This window comes from Ancylobacter mangrovi (assembly GCF_024752355.1).
Lineage (GTDB): Bacteria > Pseudomonadota > Alphaproteobacteria > Rhizobiales > Xanthobacteraceae > Ancylobacter > Ancylobacter mangrovi.
Window position 1 is genome coordinate 833,478 of record NZ_JANTHZ010000001.1, and the last position, 19,663, is coordinate 853,140.

Annotated in this window: 19 protein-coding genes and 1 tRNA gene; 12 read left to right on the forward strand and 8 right to left on the reverse strand. The window is 70.8% G+C overall.

Features of this window, described 5'->3' with window-relative positions; genetic code table 11:
- Window positions 1-43 precede the first annotated feature (43 nt).
- Window positions 44-247, reverse strand: a complete 204-nt coding sequence (locus tag NVS89_RS03925; RefSeq protein WP_258731176.1) for a CsbD family protein — start codon at window positions 245-247, stop codon at window positions 44-46.
- Window positions 248-337: 90 nt separating this feature from the next.
- Here NVS89_RS03925 and meaB point away from each other — a divergent pair, with 90 nt between their 5' ends.
- The 3 genes from meaB to NVS89_RS03940 all read left to right on the forward strand — a co-directional run bounded on the left by meaB (window position 338) and on the right by NVS89_RS03940 (window position 2,508).
- On the forward strand, window positions 338-1,330 hold the full coding sequence (gene meaB, locus NVS89_RS03930) for a methylmalonyl Co-A mutase-associated GTPase MeaB (RefSeq protein ID WP_258731177.1): 993 nt from the start codon (window positions 338-340) through the stop codon (window positions 1,328-1,330).
- A gap of 117 nt (window positions 1,331-1,447) precedes the next feature.
- On the forward strand, window positions 1,448-1,825 hold the full coding sequence (locus NVS89_RS03935) for a response regulator (RefSeq protein ID WP_258731178.1): 378 nt from the start codon (window positions 1,448-1,450) through the stop codon (window positions 1,823-1,825).
- 2 nt (window positions 1,826-1,827) lie between these two features.
- Entirely contained in the window at window positions 1,828-2,508 is a 681-nt protein-coding gene (locus NVS89_RS03940; RefSeq protein ID WP_258731179.1) for a pyroglutamyl-peptidase I, read from the forward strand.
- Here NVS89_RS03940 and NVS89_RS03945 read toward each other — a convergent pair.
- Window positions 2,486-2,815, reverse strand: coding sequence for a c-type cytochrome (locus NVS89_RS03945; protein WP_258731180.1), 330 nt, complete (start codon window positions 2,813-2,815; stop codon window positions 2,486-2,488). The genes NVS89_RS03940 and NVS89_RS03945 overlap by 23 nt on opposite strands.
- A 62-nt stretch (window positions 2,816-2,877) precedes the next feature.
- Window positions 2,878-4,170, reverse strand: coding sequence for a PQQ-dependent sugar dehydrogenase (locus NVS89_RS03950; protein WP_258731181.1), 1,293 nt, complete (start codon window positions 4,168-4,170; stop codon window positions 2,878-2,880).
- Window positions 4,171-4,553: 383 nt separating this feature from the next.
- Between NVS89_RS03950 and NVS89_RS03955 the strand changes: the two genes are divergently transcribed.
- The 4 genes from NVS89_RS03955 (at window position 4,554) to dmeF (ending at window position 7,852) form a co-directional block, all read left to right on the forward strand.
- Window positions 4,554-5,480 carry a sulfite exporter TauE/SafE family protein gene (locus NVS89_RS03955; RefSeq protein ID WP_258731182.1) on the forward strand — a complete coding sequence of 309 codons (927 nt, stop codon included), beginning with the start codon at window positions 4,554-4,556 and terminating at the stop codon, window positions 5,478-5,480.
- Window positions 5,477-6,346 carry a TIGR02186 family protein gene (locus NVS89_RS03960; RefSeq protein WP_258731183.1) on the forward strand — a complete coding sequence of 290 codons (870 nt, stop codon included), beginning with the start codon at window positions 5,477-5,479 and terminating at the stop codon, window positions 6,344-6,346. Before NVS89_RS03955 ends, NVS89_RS03960 begins: the two co-directional genes overlap by 4 nt.
- A gap of 130 nt (window positions 6,347-6,476) precedes the next feature.
- Complete coding sequence (locus NVS89_RS03965; RefSeq protein ID WP_258731184.1) at window positions 6,477-6,755, forward strand: metal/formaldehyde-sensitive transcriptional repressor; 279 nt, start codon at window positions 6,477-6,479, stop codon at window positions 6,753-6,755.
- Between the two features lie 17 nt (window positions 6,756-6,772).
- Window positions 6,773-7,852: a CDF family Co(II)/Ni(II) efflux transporter DmeF gene (dmeF, locus tag NVS89_RS03970; protein ID WP_258731185.1), complete on the forward strand. Its 1,080-nt coding sequence runs from the start codon at window positions 6,773-6,775 to the stop codon at window positions 7,850-7,852.
- Window positions 7,853-7,873: 21 nt separating this feature from the next.
- Here dmeF and NVS89_RS03975 read toward each other — a convergent pair whose 3' ends face one another.
- Window positions 7,874-9,310 (reverse strand): AtzE family amidohydrolase, encoded by a 1,437-nt coding sequence (locus NVS89_RS03975; RefSeq protein WP_258731186.1) that lies wholly within the window; start codon window positions 9,308-9,310, stop codon window positions 7,874-7,876.
- Complete coding sequence (locus NVS89_RS03980; protein WP_258731188.1) at window positions 9,307-9,552, reverse strand: DUF4089 domain-containing protein; 246 nt, start codon at window positions 9,550-9,552, stop codon at window positions 9,307-9,309. Before NVS89_RS03980 ends, NVS89_RS03975 begins: the two co-directional genes overlap by 4 nt.
- 307 nt (window positions 9,553-9,859) lie before the next feature.
- Between NVS89_RS03980 and NVS89_RS03985 the strand changes: the two genes are divergently transcribed.
- A tRNA-His gene (locus NVS89_RS03985) sits at window positions 9,860-9,936 on the forward strand.
- A gap of 28 nt (window positions 9,937-9,964) precedes the next feature.
- Here the strand turns inward: NVS89_RS03985 and NVS89_RS03990 are convergent.
- Together NVS89_RS03990 and NVS89_RS03995 are read right to left on the reverse strand one after the other, a co-directional pair.
- A complete protein-coding gene (locus tag NVS89_RS03990; protein WP_258731189.1) occupies window positions 9,965-10,462 on the reverse strand; it encodes a hypothetical protein in 498 nt (165 codons plus the stop codon).
- Window positions 10,463-10,630: 168 nt separating this feature from the next.
- Window positions 10,631-12,367, reverse strand: coding sequence for a DUF3141 domain-containing protein (locus NVS89_RS03995; RefSeq protein ID WP_258731190.1), 1,737 nt, complete (start codon window positions 12,365-12,367; stop codon window positions 10,631-10,633).
- Window positions 12,368-12,646: 279 nt separating this feature from the next.
- On the opposite strand from NVS89_RS03995, the gene yfdE reads away from it, so the two are divergent.
- Together yfdE and NVS89_RS04005 are read left to right on the forward strand one after the other, a co-directional pair.
- A complete protein-coding gene (gene yfdE / locus NVS89_RS04000) occupies window positions 12,647-13,852 on the forward strand; it encodes a CoA:oxalate CoA-transferase (protein WP_258731191.1) in 1,206 nt (401 codons plus the stop codon).
- 225 nt (window positions 13,853-14,077) lie between these two features.
- On the forward strand, window positions 14,078-15,718 hold the full coding sequence (locus NVS89_RS04005) for a Na+/H+ antiporter (RefSeq protein ID WP_258731192.1): 1,641 nt from the start codon (window positions 14,078-14,080) through the stop codon (window positions 15,716-15,718).
- 87 nt (window positions 15,719-15,805) lie between these two features.
- Here the strand turns inward: NVS89_RS04005 and NVS89_RS04010 are convergent, their stop codons facing one another.
- A complete protein-coding gene (locus NVS89_RS04010; protein WP_258731193.1) occupies window positions 15,806-16,639 on the reverse strand; it encodes a universal stress protein in 834 nt (277 codons plus the stop codon).
- A 161-nt stretch (window positions 16,640-16,800) separates the two neighbouring features.
- On the opposite strand from NVS89_RS04010, the gene NVS89_RS04015 reads away from it, so the two are divergent.
- Together NVS89_RS04015 and NVS89_RS04020 are read left to right on the forward strand one after the other, a co-directional pair.
- A complete protein-coding gene (locus NVS89_RS04015; protein WP_258731194.1) occupies window positions 16,801-17,553 on the forward strand; it encodes an ABC transporter permease in 753 nt (250 codons plus the stop codon).
- 281 nt (window positions 17,554-17,834) lie between these two features.
- The gene (locus tag NVS89_RS04020) at window positions 17,835-19,661 is read left to right on the forward strand and encodes a M23 family metallopeptidase (RefSeq protein ID WP_258731195.1); all 1,827 of its coding nucleotides are present in this window, start codon (window positions 17,835-17,837) and stop codon (window positions 19,659-19,661) included.
- Window positions 19,662-19,663 lie beyond the last annotated feature (2 nt).

Here is a 19,663-nt window from a genome sequence, read left to right on the forward strand (position 1 = left end):
CGCCGGCCGGCGGGGGCTCCGCTTGTCGCGGGCGGGCGACCGCTCACATCTTGAAGCGGTTGCTCCACGCGTCGATCTGCCGGTTGGCCTCATCCTTGGCGAGGCCATAGCGCTCCTGGAGCACGCCTTCGAGCTCCTCGCGCTTGCCGTGCATGCGGTCGAGGTCGTCATCGGTCAGCTTGCCCCACTGCTGGCGGAGCTGACCCTTGACCTGCTTCCAATTGCCTTCAATGCGATCCCAGTTCATGTGGGGTTCTCCCGTGTGAACAAAATACCCCGCCTCGTCAGGCGGAGTGGTCGCTGCTAGCATCGCCCTGATAACGCGCAGGCCACGGTTTTGATCCACGCTCCTCCCCTTCCCCCGGCCGACGAACTCGCCCGCGGCGTGCGCTCCGGGCACCGCGCGACGCTCGCCCGGGCGATCACGCTGATCGAATCGCGCAAGCCCGCGCACCGCGCGATCGCCGAGCAGTTGCTGCAGGAAATCCTGCCCGACACCGGCAAGGGCGCGCGGGTGGGCATCACCGGCGTGCCCGGGGTCGGCAAGTCGACCACCATCGACGCGCTGGGCACCTATCTGCTCGAACAGGGCCACCGGGTGGCGGTGCTGGCGGTGGACCCCTCTTCCAGCCGCACCGGCGGCTCGATCCTCGGCGACAAGACCCGCATGGCGCGCCTGTCGATGGATAGGCGCGCCTTCGTGCGCCCCTCGCCGGCCGCCGGCACGCTCGGGGGCGTCGCCGCGCGCACCCGCGAGACGCTGCTGCTGTGCGAGGCGGCGGGCTATGACGTGGTGCTGGTGGAGACCGTCGGCGTCGGCCAGTCGGAGACCGCGGTCGCCGACATGACCGACACCTTCCTGGTGCTCATGCTGCCGGGGGCGGGCGACGAGTTGCAGGGCATCAAGAAGGGCATCATCGAGATCGCCGACATCGTCGCCATCAACAAGGCGGACGGCGCCAACCTCCCGCGTGCCAAGGCGGCGGCGGCCGAATACCGTGCCGCGCTCCACGTACTCGGCGCGCGCGAGCCGCACTGGTCGACCCCGGTGCTGACCTATTCCGGCCTCACCGGCGCGGGCATCGACGAACTGTGGGCGCAGGTGCTGCTCCATGGCGAGCGGGGGCGCGCGGCCGGCGCCTTCGCCGCCAAGCGCAGCGCCCAGCAGGTGAAATGGATGTGGACGCTGTTCGACGACCGCCTGCGCGAGCGCATCCGCGGCGATGCGAGCCTGCGCGCCGACGTGCCGGCGATCGAGCGCGCGGTCGCCGAGGGCACGCTGGCGCCGACGCTCGGCGCCTCGAAAATTGCCGCGCGGCTGGGGCTGTGACCCCCAAAAAAGCCGAAATGAGGGGAAACACTGATGAGCAAGCGACGGCATTGAGGAGGCGAGACGGGTTCACGCCGATATGGCGGACCGCGAGCCGTTGGGGGCGGCGCAGCACAAATGTCGAATCATGAGCTTTCCGGCCGTCGGGTATTCATCGTCGAGGACGAGTCGCTCGTCGCTATGATGATGGAAGCCATGGTCGAAGAGCTCGGTGCGACGGTGATCGGCTCCGAGGGACGCGTGGGCGAGGCGCTCGATTTCATCGCCGCCCGCCACAGCGAAATCGATATCGTCGTGCTCGATCTCAATCTCGGCGGCACGCGCGGCTATGCGGTCGCCAATGCGGTGACCGGGCTCGGGATTCCGTTCGTCTTCTCCACCGGCTACCAGGACGGCGACATCGTCGAGGAATGGCGCGACCGCCCCATGCTCTCCAAGCCGTTCCAGCTCTCCGAGTTGCGGGGCGCGCTCGCGCAGGCGCTGCTCAAGCCCTGACCATGCCCGCCCGCGCGGCATCCCTTCCGGCGGACGATGTCCGCGCGCCGGCGCCCGGTCATGCGCCGCGCATCCTCATCACCGGATTCGGCCGCTTCCCCGGCGCTCCCGCCAACCCCTCCGGCCCGCTCGCCCGCGCGCTGGCGCGAAGCCGCCGGCTCGGCGTCGCCCGCGCCGAGGCGCTGGTGCTGCCGACGCTGTGGGACGAGGCCGCCCGCTTCGCTCAGACGCTCGACCGGCTCGACCCGGATATCGTGCTGATGGTCGGCCTCGCGGGTCGACGCTCGCGCGTCGGCGTCGAGACGCTGGGCCGCTGCGCCACCGGCCTGTTCCCGGACGCGGGACGACGCCGCCCGGCCGCGCGCCGGCTGGCGGCGGGCGGGGCGGCGCCCGACGTGATCGGCTGCGCCGCGGCGGGCGCGCCGCTGCTCCACGCGCTGCGGCAGGCGGGGGTGCCGGCCTGCGGCTCGCGCGACGCCGGCCGCTATGTCTGCAACGCGCTCGCCTACGCCGCCTATGGCTGGGCGCGGCGCAGGGGGCGGATCGCCGTGTTCATCCACATTCCGCGCCCGCATCCGGGGCGCCTGTCGGCGGCCCGGCTCGAGACGGGGCTCGAGGCGGTGCTGGTCGGGCTCCTCGCCCAGCACCGCGCCGGCCGGCTCACTGCGGCGCCTGGACGCTGACCTCGACCGAGGCGTACCAGGCCGCGAGATTGGCGACGTCGGCGTCGGAAAGCCCCTTGCTGACGATCGTCATCATCTCGTTGCTGCGCGCGCCCGAGCGGAAGTCGTTGAGCGCCTTGACGAGATACATCTCCACCTGACCGGCGAGGTTCGGCGCCTCGGGAAGCTGGGAGATGCCGGTCGGTCCGTGGCACACGGCGCACTGCGCCGAGGCCTTGGCCTTGCCGAGCTTGGCGTCGCCGGCCATGGCGGGGGCGCACATCATCATCGATGCCGCGAGGAGCGGCACGCAGTCGGTCCATTTCATCGCAGATCCCGGCGTTCGAAAGGAGAACCCGCGGCCGGGCGCCCGGCCGCGGGAAAGAGCGCTCAATTGCCCTCGTAGGAGATGCGGTAGATCGCGCCGGACGTGTCGTCGGAAACCAGCAGCGAGCCGTCATTGAGCTGCGTCACCGAGGCCGGGCGACCGAGATACTCACCATTGTCGGTCAGCCAGCCTTCGGCGAAGGGCATGGTCTCGCCCGCCGTGCCGTCCTCGTTGACCGGGGTGAACATCACCCGCGCGCCCACCGGCGTGGTGCGGTTCCACGAGCCGTGCTGCACCGAGAAGATGCCGCCGCGGTATTTCTCCGGGAACTGCTTGCCGGTGTAGAACACCATGCCGAGGTCGGCCGCGTGGGCGGTCATCTCGACCTGCGGCATCACCGCGTCGGCCGGCGGGGTCTGGTCCTTGTACTCGGTGGTGCGCACCGAGCCGCCGCCATAATAGGGGAAGCCGAAATTCAGGCCCGGCCCGGTGGCACGGTTCAGCTCGCCGGGCGGGATGTCGTCACCCATGCCGTCGACCTGGTTGTCGGTGAACCACAGCGTCTTGTCGGCGGGGTTGAAGTCCATGCCGACCGAGTTGCGGATGCCCCACGCATAGACCTCGCGGTTCTTGCCGTCGCGGTCCATGGCGACGATGCCGCCGATGCCGTGCTTCTTGTAGAGGTCGAATTTCTCCTGCGGAAACACGTTGAAGGGCTGGCCGATCGTTATGTAGAGCCGGTTGTCCGGCCCGATGCGGCACACGCGCGCGGTGTGGTTGAAGGATTCCTCGCTCGCGGGGATGAGGTCGCCCTGCTTCACCACCGGCTCGGCGGCGACGTCGGGACCCTCGTAGAAGAACTCGGCGGCGGGGAACAGCAGTACCCGGTTCTGCTCGGCAACGTAGAGGAAGCCGTCCTTGGTGAAGCACACGCCGTTGGGCAGCTTGAACTCCACGGAAGGCGCGAACACCTTCACCTCGTCCGCCACCCGGTCCTTGTCGCGGTCGGTCACCGCCCAGACCTTGGACTTGCGGGTACCGACGAACACCACGCCGGTGGTCGGCCCGACCGCCATCTCGCGCGCATCCGGCACGATGGCGTAGAGCGCGATCTTGAAGCCGTCCGGCAGCTTGATGCCGGACAGCGTCTTGTTGAACGCCTCCGCCCGCGCGCCGGTCTGCGGCACGGTTTCCATCTCCATGGACGCGCCGGTGGTCTGGAAGTTGTGCAGCTTTCCGAGATTGTCGGACTGCGCCTGCGCCGAGGCAGGCGACGCCGAGATCAGAAGGGCGCTGGCGAGCATCGTCGATGCCAGCAGCGCAGCGGGCCGCTGGCCGCGCCGGAAAATAGCCATGGGGTTCCTCCTAGACGAAATCGGGCCTCGAACGGGTCCGTTAGCGCCGGCACGCTAGCATGGAGACACCTCACGTTAAGGCAGCAACCATGACCTTTCAGCACTATTCTTCAGAATTATCGCAACTGAGCGGACAGAAAATCGGGACGTAACATAATAATACTACATCGATATCGGAACTATTCTTCGGTGCGGGCATATTCCATGCCAGAGCCCAGCGGAGCCGATGAAGCCGCCCCGCGCGCCCGGCCGCGTCGTGCGCGGGCGTGCTCCGCGTCCGCCGGGCTTCACGCCTGCGTCAGCCGCTCATTCCCTGTTAGCGGAATCCTGCTAAGCCGGAGAGGAGTTTCGCCGCCCGATCGTCCCGTGCACCGGATCCGTCCGTGACCATCTACCTGCCGATCGCCGAACTGCCCGTGAACATCTTCACCCTCCTCGCCATGGGGATCGCGGTAGGGTTCGTGTCCGGCATGTTCGGGGTCGGCGGCGGGTTCCTGATGACGCCGCTGCTCATCTTCCTCGGCGTCCCCCCGCCGGTGGCGGTGGCGAGCGTGTCGACCCACATGGCCGCCTCCTCCTTCTCCGGCACGCTGAACTACATGCGGCGCAAGCTGGTGGACGTGCAGCTCGGGCTGGTGCTGCTCTCGGGCGGCATGGTGGGGACGCTCGCGGGCGTGCTCGCCTTCCACGTGCTGCGCCGCTTCGGACAGCTCGACCTCGTCATCGCCGTCGCCTATGTCGCGCTGCTGGGCACGGTCGGCACGCTGATGATCGTCGAGAGCGTGCGGGCGCTGCTGCGCCAGTGGCGCGGGGTGAAGGCGCCGCTGCGGCGGCCCGGCGCGCATCCCTGGTTCCTGCGCATGCCGTTCAAGATGCGCTTCCGCCAGTCGCGCATCTACGTCTCGATCATCCCGGTGGTGACCATCGGCTTCTCGATCGGCTTCCTCGGCTCGCTCATGGGCGTGGGCGGCGGCTTCCTGCTGGTGCCGGCGCTGATCTACCTGCTGCGGGTGCCGACCATCACCTCGGTCGCCACCTCGCTGCTGCTCACCCTCGTCACCATGGTCTCGGCCATCGTCCTGCACTCGATCTTCAACCAGACCGTCGACGCGGTACTGGGGCTGGTGCTGATGGTCGGCGGCACCATCGGCGCCCAGTTCGGCGCCCGCGCCGGCCAGTCGATGAAGGCGGAGAACCTGCGCTTCCTGCTCGGCCTGCTGGTGCTGGCGGTCGGCCTGCGCGTCGCCTACGATCAGATCGCCCGCCCCGCCGAGCTCTACGCCGTCACCATCGACGAGAGCGCGCGATGACCCGCTCCGCGCCGCGCCGCCGCTCACCACCCGGCCCCCGGCGCGGCCCGCAGCCTCTCGCGCTCCTCGCCGTGCTCGCCGCCCTCCTCCTCGCCGTCCCGCCGGCGCGCGCGCAGCAGGCGGAGACGGCGATCGAGGCGCCGGCGACGACGAGCGCCGGCCATCTGGTGCTTTCCCTCTCCAAGGCCCGCGTCACCATCGCCTCCAGCTTCTCCGGCGACAGCGTGGTGCTGTTCGGCGTGATAGAGCCGACCGCGGGCGACGGGGCGGCGCAAACGTATGACGTCGTCGCCACGGTGCGCGGTCCGAACGAGAGCTTCGTCACCTGGCGCAAGGAGCGCCGGCTCGGCATGTGGGTGAACGTCGACAGCCGCTCCTTCCTCGCCGCGCCCTCCTATCTCGCCGTGCTCAGCAACCGCCCGCCGGCGCTGATGGCCGATCTCGGCCTGCTGCGCCGCGAGCAGGCCGGCCTCGCCCAGAACCGGCTGCTGCAGCGCGTCGGCGCCGACTATGCCGACGTGGTGCCGGACGACCCGTTCCGGCAGGCCTTCCTGCGGGTGAAGCAGTCTCAGGGGCTCTATGTCGAGCGCACCGACGCGGTCGAGTTCATCGCCCCGCGCGTGTTCCAGGCGGCGATCCCGATTCCCGGCATCGCGCCCATCGGCACCTACACGGTCGACGTGAAGGTGTTCGCCGACCGCGCACTGCTGATCGACCGCTCGGTGAGCTTCGAGGTGGCGAAGATCGATTTCGAGCAGGCGGTGGCCACCGCTGCACAGCAGCACGCCTGGCTCTACGGGCTCGCGACCGCGCTCGGCGCCCTCGCCGTGGGCTTCATCGCCAATCTCGTCTTCCGCCGCGACTGACCCCGCGCCACCCGTCTCCGTCCCCTCCGCAGCAACCCGCTCGCCGCTTTCGCGCGACGAGCTTACGAAAGGGGATGACTTTCGCTCCGGCATGGATAGTATAGGGGGGTACCCTATATTCGAGTGTCCGATGTCCCATACCATCAAGGAAAAGTCCCGCCTGCTGGCGCGGGTGCGCCGCATACGCGGGCAGGTCGAGGCGGTGGAGCGCGCGCTGGAGGCCGAGCTCGGCTGCGCCGACGTGCTGCAGCTCGTCGCCTCCGTGCGCGGCGCGGTGAACGGCCTCACCGTCGAGCTGATCGAGGACCACATGCGCCATCACGTGGTCGACCCGGCCACCGAAACCGACCCGGCCCGGGCGCGGGGAGCCGGCGAGCTCCTCGACGTCATCCGCACCTATCTCAAGTGAACCGCCGGAGCTCCGCCATGCATGAGAGAACCGCCTCCGCCCTCGCCGCCGGCACGCTGTCGGACGTGCACGCGCACAATTTCCTCGGCGAGCGCCATGGCCGCCATGAGCGCCGCACCTGGATCGTCATCGCCATCACCGCCAGCGTGATGGTGATCGAGATCGCCGCCGGCTCGCTGTTCGGCTCCATGGCGCTGCTGGCCGACGGCTGGCACATGTCGACCCATGCCGCCGCCATGCTCATCACCGCGTTCGCCTATCGCTACGCCGCGCGCCACGCCGACGACCCGCGCTTCAGCTTCGGCACCGGAAAGGTCGGCGACCTCGCCGCCTTCGCGAGCGCCATCGTGCTGGGCCTCGTCGCCCTGCTGATCGGCTGGGAGAGCGCGCTGCGCCTCGGCCACCCGATCGCTATCGACTTCAACGAGGCGATCGCCGTCGCCGTGTTCGGCCTTGTAGTGAACCTCGTCTGCGCCTGGCTGCTGCGCGATGACCACGACCATCTGCACGGGCACAGCCACGGCCACGGACACGGCCACAGCAATGAACATGCGCACGCGCACGACGAGCATGAGCACGAGGACGATCACGGCCACGATCATGACCACGACCATCCTCACCCCCATGCCTCGCGCAGCGCCCGGGCGGAGCAGAAGGAATCGACGCGCGACAACAATCTGCGCGCCGCCTACCTGCACGTGATGACCGACGCGCTGACCTCGGTGTTCGCGATCCTCGCCCTGCTCGGCGGTAGCCTCTACGGGCTGGTGTGGCTCGATCCGGTGATCGGCGTGGTCGGCGCGGTGGTGATCGCCCGCTGGTCGTTCGGCCTGCTGCGCGACACCTCCGGCGTGCTGCTCGACGTCACCGCCCCGCAGCGCGGCCTCACCCGCGCCATCCGCTCCACGCTTGAGCATCCGGGCGTGACGGTCACCGACCTCCATGTGTGGCAGGTCGGCCCGGGCCACCACGCCGCTGTGGTGGCGCTGCGGGCCAGCGAGCCGGAAGCGCCGGCCGCCTACAAGGACAGCCTCGCCCATATCGAGGGGCTCTCGCACGTCACCATCGAGGTGAACGCCCTCTCCCGCGCCGCCTGATCGGGGCCGGGCCGGCGCGCCCTACACCGCCGGCTCCGGCGCGAAGGCGACGCCGGCGGCTTCCAGCACCCGCGCCGCCTTCAGCGCCGCGTCCTCGCGCCAGGGCGCGGCGATGAGCTGCACCGCGATCGGCAGCCGCTCGCCGCCCGGCACGGGCGCAGCCACCACCGGCAGGCCGATGAAGGAGATCGGCTGGGTGTAGATGCCGATATTCGGCCGCACCAGCATCTCCCGCCCGTCCAGCACAAAGGTCGTCTGCCCGCCGCGCGGCGCCGGCACCGGGGTCGCCGGGGCGATCAGCACGTCCCACTCGGCGAACAGCTCCAGCGCTCGGTCGTGGAACCAGCGCCGGAACTTCTGCGCCTTGTCGATCAGCGAGCCCGGCAGCACCGCCCCCGCCAGAAGCCGCTCGCGCACCGCCGGGTCGAAATCGCCCGGCCGGGCGCGCAGCCGGTCGAGATGGAGCGAGGCACCCTCGGCCATGGTGATGATGTAGGCCGCCGCGCGGGCGCGCTCCACCTCCGGCAGCTCGACCGTCCGGCTCGCGCCCAGCGCCGCGGCCGCCCGCGCCACCGCGTCATAGGCCTGCGGTGTGCCCTGGCGGGCGAACCAGCCGCCCAGCACCGCGACCCTGAGCCCCCTCGCCGCCTCCAGACCCGGCAGGGTCGGCGCGGCCGGCCGGTCGGCGAGCGCGGGATCGTCCGGGTCGGGGCCGGTCAGCGCGTCATAGGTCGCCGCGAGGTCGGCGACGTTGCGCGCGAACGGGCCGAGATGGTCGAGGCTCGCCACGAAGGGGAAGCTGCGCGCGCGCGACAGCCGGCCATAGGTCGGCTTCAGCCCGAAGATGCCGCAGAAGGAGGACGGCACCCGGATCGAGCCGTTCGTGTCCGAGCCGAGCGAGAGCGGCACCAGCTTGCCGCCCACCGCCGCCCCCGAGCCGCCCGACGAGCCGCCCGCCATGTGGGCCGGGTCGTGCGGGTTGCGCGAATGGTCGTCATGGACGTTCTCGCCGGTGAAGTCATAGGCGTACTCGCCCATGTTCAGCGCGCCGAGGCACACCGCGCCCGCCGCGCCCAGCCGCTCCACCAGCGCCGCGTCGCGCGCGGCCGGCGGGCGGTCGCGGTTGATCCGCGAGCCGGCACGGGTCGGCAGGCCCTCGATATCGAACAGGTTCTTCACCGCGAACGGCACCCCGGCGAGCGGGCCGAGCGGGGCGCCGGCCGCGCGGGTGGCGTCGATCGCGTCGGCCTCGGCGCGGGCGCGCGCGGCGGTCACGTCGGTGAAGGCGTGGAGCACCGGATCGACAGCGGCGATGCGCGCCAGCGCCGCCTCGGTCACCGCCCGCGCGCTCACCCGCCCGGCGCGGATGGCGGCGGCAAGGGTCAGCGCCGGGCCGGCGAGCAGTTCGGCGGCCAGCGGATCGAGCGCAGAGGCCTCGGCTTCGGCGGGCGCGCTCATGGCCGGACGCTCCCCGTCTCCACATCGCCCGGAGCCGCGTCGCCCGGCTGGTAAACCGGCGCCGGCTCGGCCTCGTCCGGCAGCGGGAAGGTGCTGACGAGCCGCGCCATGGCGAGCGCGGTCTCCAGATGCATGACCACGCGCGGGCGCAGCTCCGGCTCCAGCGGCAGTTCCATCACCGCCAGCGCCGCGTCGAGAAAGGCGCCCGCCTCGCCCCCGCCCCCGGATTGCCGCCTGTCCATCGCGTCCGCTCCTGCCTCTTTGTGCGCCACCGCACGCGTCGTTGCATACATTAAGCGTGCCACCACTCCAGCCTCAAGGCAGAAAGGGCGCGATGCCCTCGGCTTCCACGCCACCATCAGGCTTTGCCATGTTCATCGAGCCGGCCGCACGATCCGGCCCCGCCGGCGCGATCCACGCGCAATTCCCGTCGCGCGCGGCGCCTCTCGCCCGCCGTCCTGCACGCGCGGACGCGCATGCCGTGGGGTCTTGCACAGGTGGTCTTGCAAAGCGGATGCCGCGCAAGTAGGTTCCGCGCCGTTCTGGCACGCAGCTGTAGCTCAGTTGGTTAGAGCGCCGGTCTGTGGAACCGGAGGTCGGTGGTTCGAGCCCACCCAGCTGTACCAGAATCGGCGCCGCGCGCGCCTTCCCGCCTCACTCCGACAGCGACGACGTCATCGACTGCGCGATCCACGCGTCGAGCGGCATCTTTGCCTTGGCCGCCGCGGCCTGCGCCGACTGCAGCAGCTCGGGCGGCAGCGGCACGCTGACGATGATCCGCGTCGTGTCGCCGAGCTGATAGACCAGCGAGGTGATCTGGGCGGCGAAGCGGCGCATCTTGGCGGTGCGGGCCTCCGCGTCGAGCGCGCCGTCCTGCGCCACGGTCGGGCAATAGGCGGCGATCAGGTGGTCGATGATGTAGGGTGCCTTCGCCCCGTCCTGGCGCAGCGTGCCGATCGCGGCGTTGAGCTTGGCCGGGTCGTCCATCGAATCGCCCGAGGGCAGCAGCTTCTGGACGTCGGCGATGGTCGGCCTGGCACCAGGCTCGCTGGGCGTCGGGCACTCGAATCCCGCCCCGGCGGCGAGCGCCGGGCTGGCGGCGGCGATTCCCCCGGCAAGGCCGAGCGCGAGCACAAAAGCAGCGGTCTTCATCGAATCCTCCCCACCACACGTCAGCGGAATCGTTCGCGGGAACCCGCGGCGTTCCGTGACGGCAGACTAGACGAGGTATCCGCGCGCCGACACCCTCCCGGAGGCGGTCCGCCGGTACGGCTTATGACGATGGGTTTAGCGAACGGAAACCCGCCGCGCCCGCAGGAGCTAGGCCGGCGCGTGGCGACGCCTCCGGCGTGTTCGGCCCTCGCCGAACCAGAGCTGCATCGGCGCCGAGCCGTAGAGGCCGAAGAACCAGTCCTCGGTCGCCTGGTCGCGCATCACCCGCCAGGCGTCGATCGAGGCTGAGATCGTCCGCGAGAGCGATTCCTGCGCCTCCATGAAGGGGTTGTCGGCCGCGACCGGCCGGCGATGGGCGCGGATCGACGGCGCCAGCGCGGCGGGAATCGCGGTCCACGGGTTGAGCCCGGAGAACAGCGTGTAGCTCAGCCGCAGCGGGTGGAGCGCGCGCAGCGCCTCTGCGCTCGCCTCGTTGACGCCCGCCCGCACCAGCGGCTGCACGAAGGCGCGGTAGAGCGCGAGGTTGATCTGCGAGATGCGGTCCACCGCCGCAAAGGCCGCGTTCTCGTCCGGCGTGTTGCGGCCGAAGGCACGCACATCGTCCACCGTGCGCGGCTCGAACGCCACCGCCCATTGCGGCCCGCCCTCGATGCCGGCCGGGGTGCCATCCTGCACGGCGGGCGTGATCACCATCTCGTAGAGGCCGGGGCCAAGGTCGTTGATCGCGTCCATGGTGAGCACGAACTCCTCGTCCTCGCGGTCGGCCACCCTGGCCGAGACGAACAGGCCCAGATGCCCGGTCCGGTCCTCGACCGCATAGACGATGACGCGCCCCGCCGCGCGGATCTCCTCGACGTCGCGGTAGAGGTCGGGGATCCAGCCCAGCGTCTGCGCCGGCGGGGAGATGTGGTCCCTGGTCGAGGTCAGGATCACGGTCGGCGAATTGAGCGCGCGCAGGTCGACCTTCGTCCCGTCGCGCGCGGTCAGCGCGCCGCGGGCGAGCCGGTCGCCGACGAACATGTTGTCGACGAGGTACTGGATCTCCTCGGCGTTGAAGAGCACGAAATCGCCCCACCAGCGCTCGAAGGCGAGGTAGCGCTCGGCGCCCTCGTCGACATGGGCGTAGACCTCGTACTGCTTGTCCCACAAATAGTTGGCCGGGCCGAGCAGGTCGAAGTTCATCACCAGCCAGGCGCCGTCGAAAGTGCCGTTGCCGAGGTCGCCGGTCAGCGCGGTGGGCCAGCTCCCGCCGAGCAGCCCGCCGAGATAGCGCATCGCCGCCTCGCCGCGCCGGCCCTGCCAGTAGGACATGGGCGAGCCGACGATCAGGCAGGGGCCGAACAGGTCCGGCCGCAGCGCCGCCGCCATCAGCACCTGGTAGCCGGCCTGGCAATTGCCGATCGCCGCCGGCCGGGGCGCGTCCGGGTGCTCCTCGACGATGCGTTCCATGAAGGCGATCTCGCCCTCGATCACGTCGAGAAAGGTCTGGCCCGGCTCGGGCTCGGCGCTGAAGCCGATGAAATAGACCGGGTGCCCGGCGGCGAGCGCGTCGCCGATCTCGCTTTCCTGCTTGAAGCCGCCGATGCCCGCCCCCTGCCCGGCGCGCGGGTCGATCACCATCACCGGCCGCTTGGCCGGGTCGGCCGGCATGTTGGCCGGCGGCAGGATGCGGTGGAGCGCGAAGTTGATCGGCCGGGGCAGCGCGCGCCCGCTCATCACCACCTCATGGTCGAACCACAGCACCATCGCCCGCGGCTCGGCGGCCATGCGGATCTGCGTATCGCCGCGCTGGCGCAGCGTGTCGAGGAAGAGCACCCATCGCTGCCCGGCATCCACCGCGTAGTCCGACCAGGCGTTGAAGACGGCATCCGATGGTCCGGTCATAGTCGGTTCTCCTCGCCGCGCCCGGCGGCGCTCCCGCCTCGATGCGCCCGGGACGTGACGCTTTTGCGTTCGCCCGCCAGCCCGCCCGTCCGCCTTTGGGATGACGGCACGCAACGGGTGGGGCCGGGCGGGCGAGCCCGATCCACATCTATCGCATTCGCCAGCCGATGGAGGTCGGGTGATCCCGTAGAACCGGCAGCTTCGGCAATGCCATCATGCCGCGGACGGAGACGGCAAGCGGCAGGCGGACAGGGACGGGCCATGACGGAGCGGATGGACGTGGATACGAATACGGGCACGGCCGAAAGCACCGGCGCCGATTCCGCCCCGCTGGTCGGCCCGCTCGCCGGGCTGCTGGTGCTCGACCTCACCCACGTCCTCAACGGCCCGTTCGGCACCATGATGCTGGCCGATCTCGGCGCCCGCGTCATCAAGATCGAGCCGCCCGGCGGGGGCGACGACACCCGCACCTACGGCCCGTTCCTCGGCGATACCTCGCTCTATTTCGCTTTCGTCAACCGCGGCAAGGAGAGCATCGTGCTCGACCTCAAGGCCGAGGCCGACCGCGCCGTGTTCCTCGACATGGTGCGCCGCGCCGACGTGCTGGCGGAGAATTTCCGCCCCGGCGTCATGGCCCGGCTCGGCTTCGCCTATGAGGATCTCGCGCGCATCAATCCGCGCCTCGTCTACGCCTCCTCCTCCGGCTTCGGCCAGACCGGGCCGCTGGCCGCGGCGCCCGCCTATGACACCATCATCCAGGCCATGAGCGGGCTGATGAGCATGACCGGCTTCCCCGAAGGGCCGCCCACGCGCGTGGGCACCTCGCTCTCGGACCTGCTCGGCGGGCTGCACATGTTCGCCGGCATCGCCGCCGCCCTCTATGCCCGCGAGAGGACCGGGCGCGGCACCCATGTCGACGTGTCGATGTTCGACGCCACCCTCGCCTTCCTCGAGCACGGGGCGATGGAGTTCACCGCGACCGGCCATGCGCTGGGCCGGATCGGCAACCGCCATCCCTTCCTCGCCCCGTTCGACCTCTATGCCTGCGCGGACGGGCACATCGCGATCTGCTGCGGCAACGACCACCTGTTCGGCGCGCTGTGCGCCGTGCTCGGCCGCCCGGAGCTTTCGGACGATCCGCGCTTTCGCGACAATTCGAGCCGCGTCGCCCATGTCGACGCCCTCAAGGCGGAGCTGGAGACCGACCTCGCGCGCCGGCCGGCGCAGCACTGGCTGGAGGCGATCCACGCCGCCGGAGTGCCGGTCGGCCCGCTGCTCGACGTCACGCAGGCGCTCTCCCAGCCGCAGGTCGCGGCGCGCAACATGCTGGTTGAGGCTGGCGGCATCGCCATGCCGGGAACCCCGCTCAAGATGGCCGGCTATCCCGATCCGCATGTGCGGGCCGGCGCGCCCGGGCTCGACGCCGACGGCGCCCGCCTGCGGCGCGAATTCGCCGGCATGGGAAAGCCGGGCGAGGCGCCCTGACGTCCCCGCCTCCCGACGCGGCCGTGCGTTTTCGCGCTCAGTGGTGCCGATCGGAAAGCCCCGCCCGTCCCGCCATGCGAGCCTCGTCGTCGACAGCCAAGCTGTCGTCCTCTCCCCTCCAACTTTTCAGGTGACGACGGGCCCTGTTCCGTCGTCACCTCTCTTCCGGCGAGCGGTGGGCAACCGGCCGCGCGCCGCTGATTCCCCGGCGCGAGGTCTGGCCCCGTGAGCGCGATCTGGATTCTCCTGGCCCTGTTGGCCGGGGTCATCGTGACCCAGTGGATCTCCCGCATGCTCGGCGGGCGCATCGCGCTGCCGCTGATCCAGATCGCTGCGGGGGCCGTCATCGGCCACGCCACCAATTTCGGCGTGCGGCTGGAGCCGGAGCTGTTCTTCGTGCTTTTCCTGCCGCCGCTGCTCTATCTCGACGGCTGGCGCGTGCCGAAGAAGGACCTGCAGGCGAACGTCGCCTCCATCCTGTCGCTCGCCTTCGGCCTCGTCTTCTTCACCGTGCTGGGCATCGGCCTGCTGCTGCACCTGATGGTGCCGGCGATGCCGCTCGCCGTGTGCTTCGCGCTCGCGGCGGTGCTCTCGCCGACCGACGTGGTGGCGGCCACGGCGATGGCGGCGAACGTGCCGATCCCGCGCCGCATGCTGCGCATCCTCGAGGGCGAGGCGCTGTTCAACGACGCGTCCGGCCTCGTCTGCCTGCGGATCGCCGTCGCCGCGGTGCTCACCGGCACCTTCCCGTTCTGGCCCTCGCTCGGCAACCTCGTCTGGGCGGCGGCGGGCGGCATCGCGGTCGGGCTCGCGCTCAGCTTCGCGGTATCGGTGGTGAAGTTCTGGATCGTCGCCCGGCTCGGCGAGGACACCTCGACCCAGATCCTCATCAGCCTTCTCACGCCCTACGCCACCTATCTGGTCGCCGAGGCGATCGGATGCTCGGCGGTGCTGGCCGCGGTCGCCGCCGGCATGACCATGAGCTGGATCGAGGTCTCCGGCCGCGCGCAGGCGCTGACCCGCATCCGCCGCGACGCAGTGTGGGAGACGCTGCAATTCGCGCTCAACGGCGCGATCTTCCTGCTGCTGGGCGAGCAGCTCCCGGACGTGATGTCGCGCGTGAGCTCCGGCGCCGCCGAGAGCGGGCATCCCGGGCTCGGCTGGCTGGCGCTCTACATCCTCGTCGTCACCGTCGCGCTCGCCGCGCTGCGCTTCGCCTGGGTGTGGCTGTCGATCGCCATCTCGCTCTGGCGGCACCCAGACCCGACGGGGCGCCACACGCGGCCGAACTGGCGGCTCGTCACCGCCATGTCGACCGCGGGGGTGCGCGGCGCCATCACGCTCGCCGGCGCGCTCAGCCTGCCCTTCGTCCTGCCGGACGGCACGCCCTTCCCCTCGCGCGACCTGGTGATCCTCATCGCCGCCGGCGTCATCCTGGTCTCGCTGGTGGTGGCCAATCTCAGCCTGCCGGAGCTGCTCAACGGCGTCGATGCTCCGCCCGAGCCGCACCATGACGCGCAGGAGCGCGCCGCCCGCATCGAGACCGCCAAGGCGGCCATCGCCGCGCTCGCCCGCGCCGGCGAGGCCAAGGACAGCGGCAACGGCGCCTATCTCGCCGCCGTGGCGGAGGTCGCGGACTATTACCGCCACCGCCTCGCCCAGCTCCAGCCGGAGGCGACCATGCCGGCCGCCGACACGCTCGACACACACCAGGAGGAGGCGCTGCACATCCTCGCCCTGCAGGCCGAGCGCACGGCCATCGCCAAACTGGCGCGCGGGCACCGCATCTCGACCGACCTCGCCCAGAAGCTGCTGCGCGAGACCGACCTGTCGGAAGCCGCCTTCCGCGCCGCCTCCGAGGGCTGATCCCCGCCCCCCGAAACCCGCCGCCGGACAAAGGAAAGGCCCGGCACGCGGGCGCCGGGCCTCTCGAACGTCGCGGGAAGGCGCGGCTCAGTGGGCGAGGAACACCGGCACCGTCATGCGGTCCAGCACGTCGCGGGTAACGCCGCCGAGCACGAATTCGCGCAGCCGCGAATGGCCGTAACCGCCCATGATGACCATGTCGATGTCGCGCGCCGCCACTTCCTTCAGCAGCACGTCGACCACGTTCTCCCCGCTCGCCGGCACCAGGCTGCGCAGCTCGACCGTCTTCTCGTGGCGGGCGAGGTGACGCGCGAGGTCGGCGCCGGGGAGCGCGTTCGCCTTCTTCTTGCCGGTCTCCACCACCACCGCCTCGACGAGGTCGGCATGGACGAGCAGCGGCCGGGCCTCGGAGACCGCGCGCGCCGCGGCGCGCCCGCCGTCCCACGCCACCAGCACCCGCTTGGCCGAGAACGGCTTGCTCTGGCTGCGCGGCACGATGATGACCGGACGGCCGGAATCGAACAGCACCGCCTCGGTGATCACCTCTTCGGCGCCCATGCGGTCGGCGTCGGACTGGTTGACGATGGCGAGGTCGTAGAGCCGCGCCATGACGCCGATCTGCTCGGCCGCGCCGCCCGGCGTGCCGTCGACCTTGCGGACCTCGCCGCTGAGACCCATGGAGCGCGCCGCCTCGCCGAAATGGTCGATCGCGACCTGCGCCAGTCGCTGGCTCTCGGCCCGCTGGGCCTCGAGGAAATCGGTCGAGAACGCTTCGGTGTAGACCGGGGGCACGTCGATCTCATAGGTGACGGCCACGCCCGTCAGATGCGCGCCGAGCTCCGCCGCCGCGGACACTGCATAGTCCGCCGCCGTATCCACGCCTTCACCGACGCGAAGGCTGACGAGAATGTCCTTGATCATGGTGCGTTTCACTCCTCGTTCAACATTCCGTAACGTTAGGACCAAACAACTGGCGCCTTGTTGACGGGCGTCAAGGGATACCGCGTCCATGCGCATAAGCGAAGTCGCATCCTTGCGTCCCCGCGTCTATAAGGGTCTCGACTGATGTAGGAATTCCTCGCATGGCCGCCACGGGGCGCGCGCTCGCCGTCACCCTCCTCCTGCTCGGGCTCTGGGAAGGCGCCGTGCGCCTGCTCGCGATCCCAGCCTATATCCTGCCGGGCCCGCTGCGCATCGCGGTAACGGGGTGGGATAACGCGGCCATACTCGGCCACAACGCGGCGATCACGCTCGGCGAGATGCTGCTCGGCCTCGCCTGCGGCTCGGCGCTGGGCATCGCCTGCGCGCTCGCCATGGCATGGTCGCCGATGGCGCGCCGGGCGATGCGGCCCGTGCTGCTGGTGGCGCAGGCGCTGCCGGTGTTCGCCATCGCGCCGCTGCTCGTCATCTGGTTCGGCTTCGGCCTCGCCTCGAAGATCGTGATGGCGAGCCTCATCATCTTCTTCCCGGTCGCCTCCGCCTTCCATGACGGGCTCGCGCGCACCGACCAGGGCCTCGTCGACCTTGCGCGGCTGCAGGGCGCGGGCACCTTCGCGACGCTGCGCTTCATCCGCGTGCCGGCGGCGCTGCCCGCCCTCGCCTCGGGGCTGCGGGTGGCAACGGCGGTGGCGCCGATCGGCGCGGTGGTGGGCGAATGGGTCGGCGCCTCGGCCGGGCTCGGCTATCTGATGATCTATTCCAACGCCCGCATGCAGACCGACATGGTGTTCGCCGCCCTCGCCGTGCTGCTCGCGGTGGCGCTGCTGCTGTTCGCGCTGGTCGACCGCGCGCTCACCCGCATGGTGCCGTGGGCGCCGGAGACCGTGCCGGCCTGAGCGGGACAGCCCGCCCGCGGGGAAAGCCGGCGCGCCGCGCGCCGAAGAGCGGTCCGGGCCACATTCCCGCCCTCAATCTCGATACATTATATCTCGATCGAGTCGCCCTCTGACAGCCAGGCCGATCCCGGCCGCATCTACGATCCCAGGAACATGAGGCATGAAACGGACGGGCGGACCTAGTGCGCCCGCGTCACTGGAAAGCCGTCGGGCTTGGGGACGATCCCCCGCTGACCGACGGCGATGACCTGCCGGACCGGCGCGCGATCGGTCTTCGCTGGATGAGCTCGACCGTCCTGATGGGCGTCGCGGCCGCCGCCCTGCTCGTCGGGGCGCTGGCGGGCGCCGTCGGGAGGCGGTCCCAGCTCGCCGAGCCGCCCGTCTTCATCGCCCCCCGCTTCGCGCGGCAGACGGTGGCGAAGAGGAGCCGCGCCGACCGCGAGAACCGCCATCGCGACCAGCGCGAAGGCGCCCGTTCGCGCGTGCGCGTCGAACAGCTCGGCGACAGCGGCTCGATGCGCCCCTTCATCCGCGTCTCCGCCCGGCTGGCCGAGATCGACCCGGACCCGCCCGACGACGAGGACCGCAAGGAGGAGGACCGGAAGGAGGACGACCAGCAGGAAGAGCCGCAGGCGAGCGCCGGCGACGGCCGGCCGCAGGCGGACCCGGCACGCCGGCCGGAGCTGCCTCCGATCATCCTCTATGGCAGCTCGCAGCCGGCGCCCCGCCGCCACGTCACCGCCTTCGCCGAGGACGAGGCCCCGCGGCCGGGCGCCCGCATCCTCGGCGAGCCCGTCAACCTGTCCGTGGTCCCGGAACTGCCCGCCTCGCCCAAGCCCGAGCGCCGCGTGATCGTCGCGCGGGACGGCGACACGCTGTCGGCGATCCTGACCGCGCTGGGGGTGCCCTCCGGCGACCGGGACGCGGTGCTCGCGGCCTTCCCGCGACGCCACTGGTTCGGCAAGGAGAGCTTTGCCGGCGGCGAGACGATCACCCTCGTCGAGCGGCCGGAGGGACCTTCACCCGGCTCCCCCATCGAGGTGAGCGTCACGCGGCCGGACGGCGACGTCACCATCGTCGCCCGCACCGATGCCGGCGGCTACGCGCCGGTCTCGCCCGAGCAGGACGACGCCAGTCCACCGGACACCGCCTCCGCCCCGGCCGCGCTCGATCTGCACGCCTTCACCGGCGAGGCGCTTCGCGACGGCCTCGATGCGCTGGCGAAGTCCAACCATGTCGACGGCGGCCTGGTCGCGGAAATCATGCGCCTGTGCGACCGCGATTTCGACCTCGACCAGCCGCTCGGCTCGACCGACACGGCCGACATCCTCTATGCGCCGAACGCGCTCGGCCAGCCCGAGCTGGTGTTCCTGGCCCTGTCGGCGCAGGGCAAGACGAGGCGCTATTATCGCTTCACCGCCCCCGACGACGGCAGCACCGACTTCTACGACGAGGACGGCCACTCGATCACCAAGCTGCTGCTGCGTAAGCCGGTCGCCGACGGGCGCCTGGGCGACGGCTTCGGCTGGCGTACCCACCCGGTGCTGCACGACCGCCGCTTCCACGAGGGCGTCGACTATGCCGCGCCCTACGGCTCGCCGGTCGCGGCGGCGGGGGCGGGCGTGGTCGAGATCATCGGCAAGGAATGGGGCTACGGGAAATATATCCGCATCCGCCACGACCTCGGCTACGAGACCGCCTATGCCCATGTCTCCGGCTTTCCGCGCGGCCTGAAGGTCGGGGATCGCGTGCGCCAGGGCCAGACCATCGCCTATGTGGGCTCGACCGGCCTGTCGACCGGACCGCATCTTTATTACGAGGTCTGGATCAACGGCCGCCGCGTCAATCCGCTCAAGGTACGGCTTCCGGGCGGGCGGATGCTCGACGGCAAGGCCCTCTCGACGTTCCAGCAGGAGGAGCAGCGCATCGACGAACTGCTCGACGTGCCCGTCGGCGTCGCCGCCGGCCTTGACTGGCGCGGCGAACGCGGCAGGGTTCGCGCACGACCCACCGGCCTTGCGAATCCTCAGATGACCAGCATCGGCACCTTACGGCCCTCCTCCGCGGCCCCGACGTCTCCCGTCCGCTCCGGCGCCCCGGATCTGTGAGA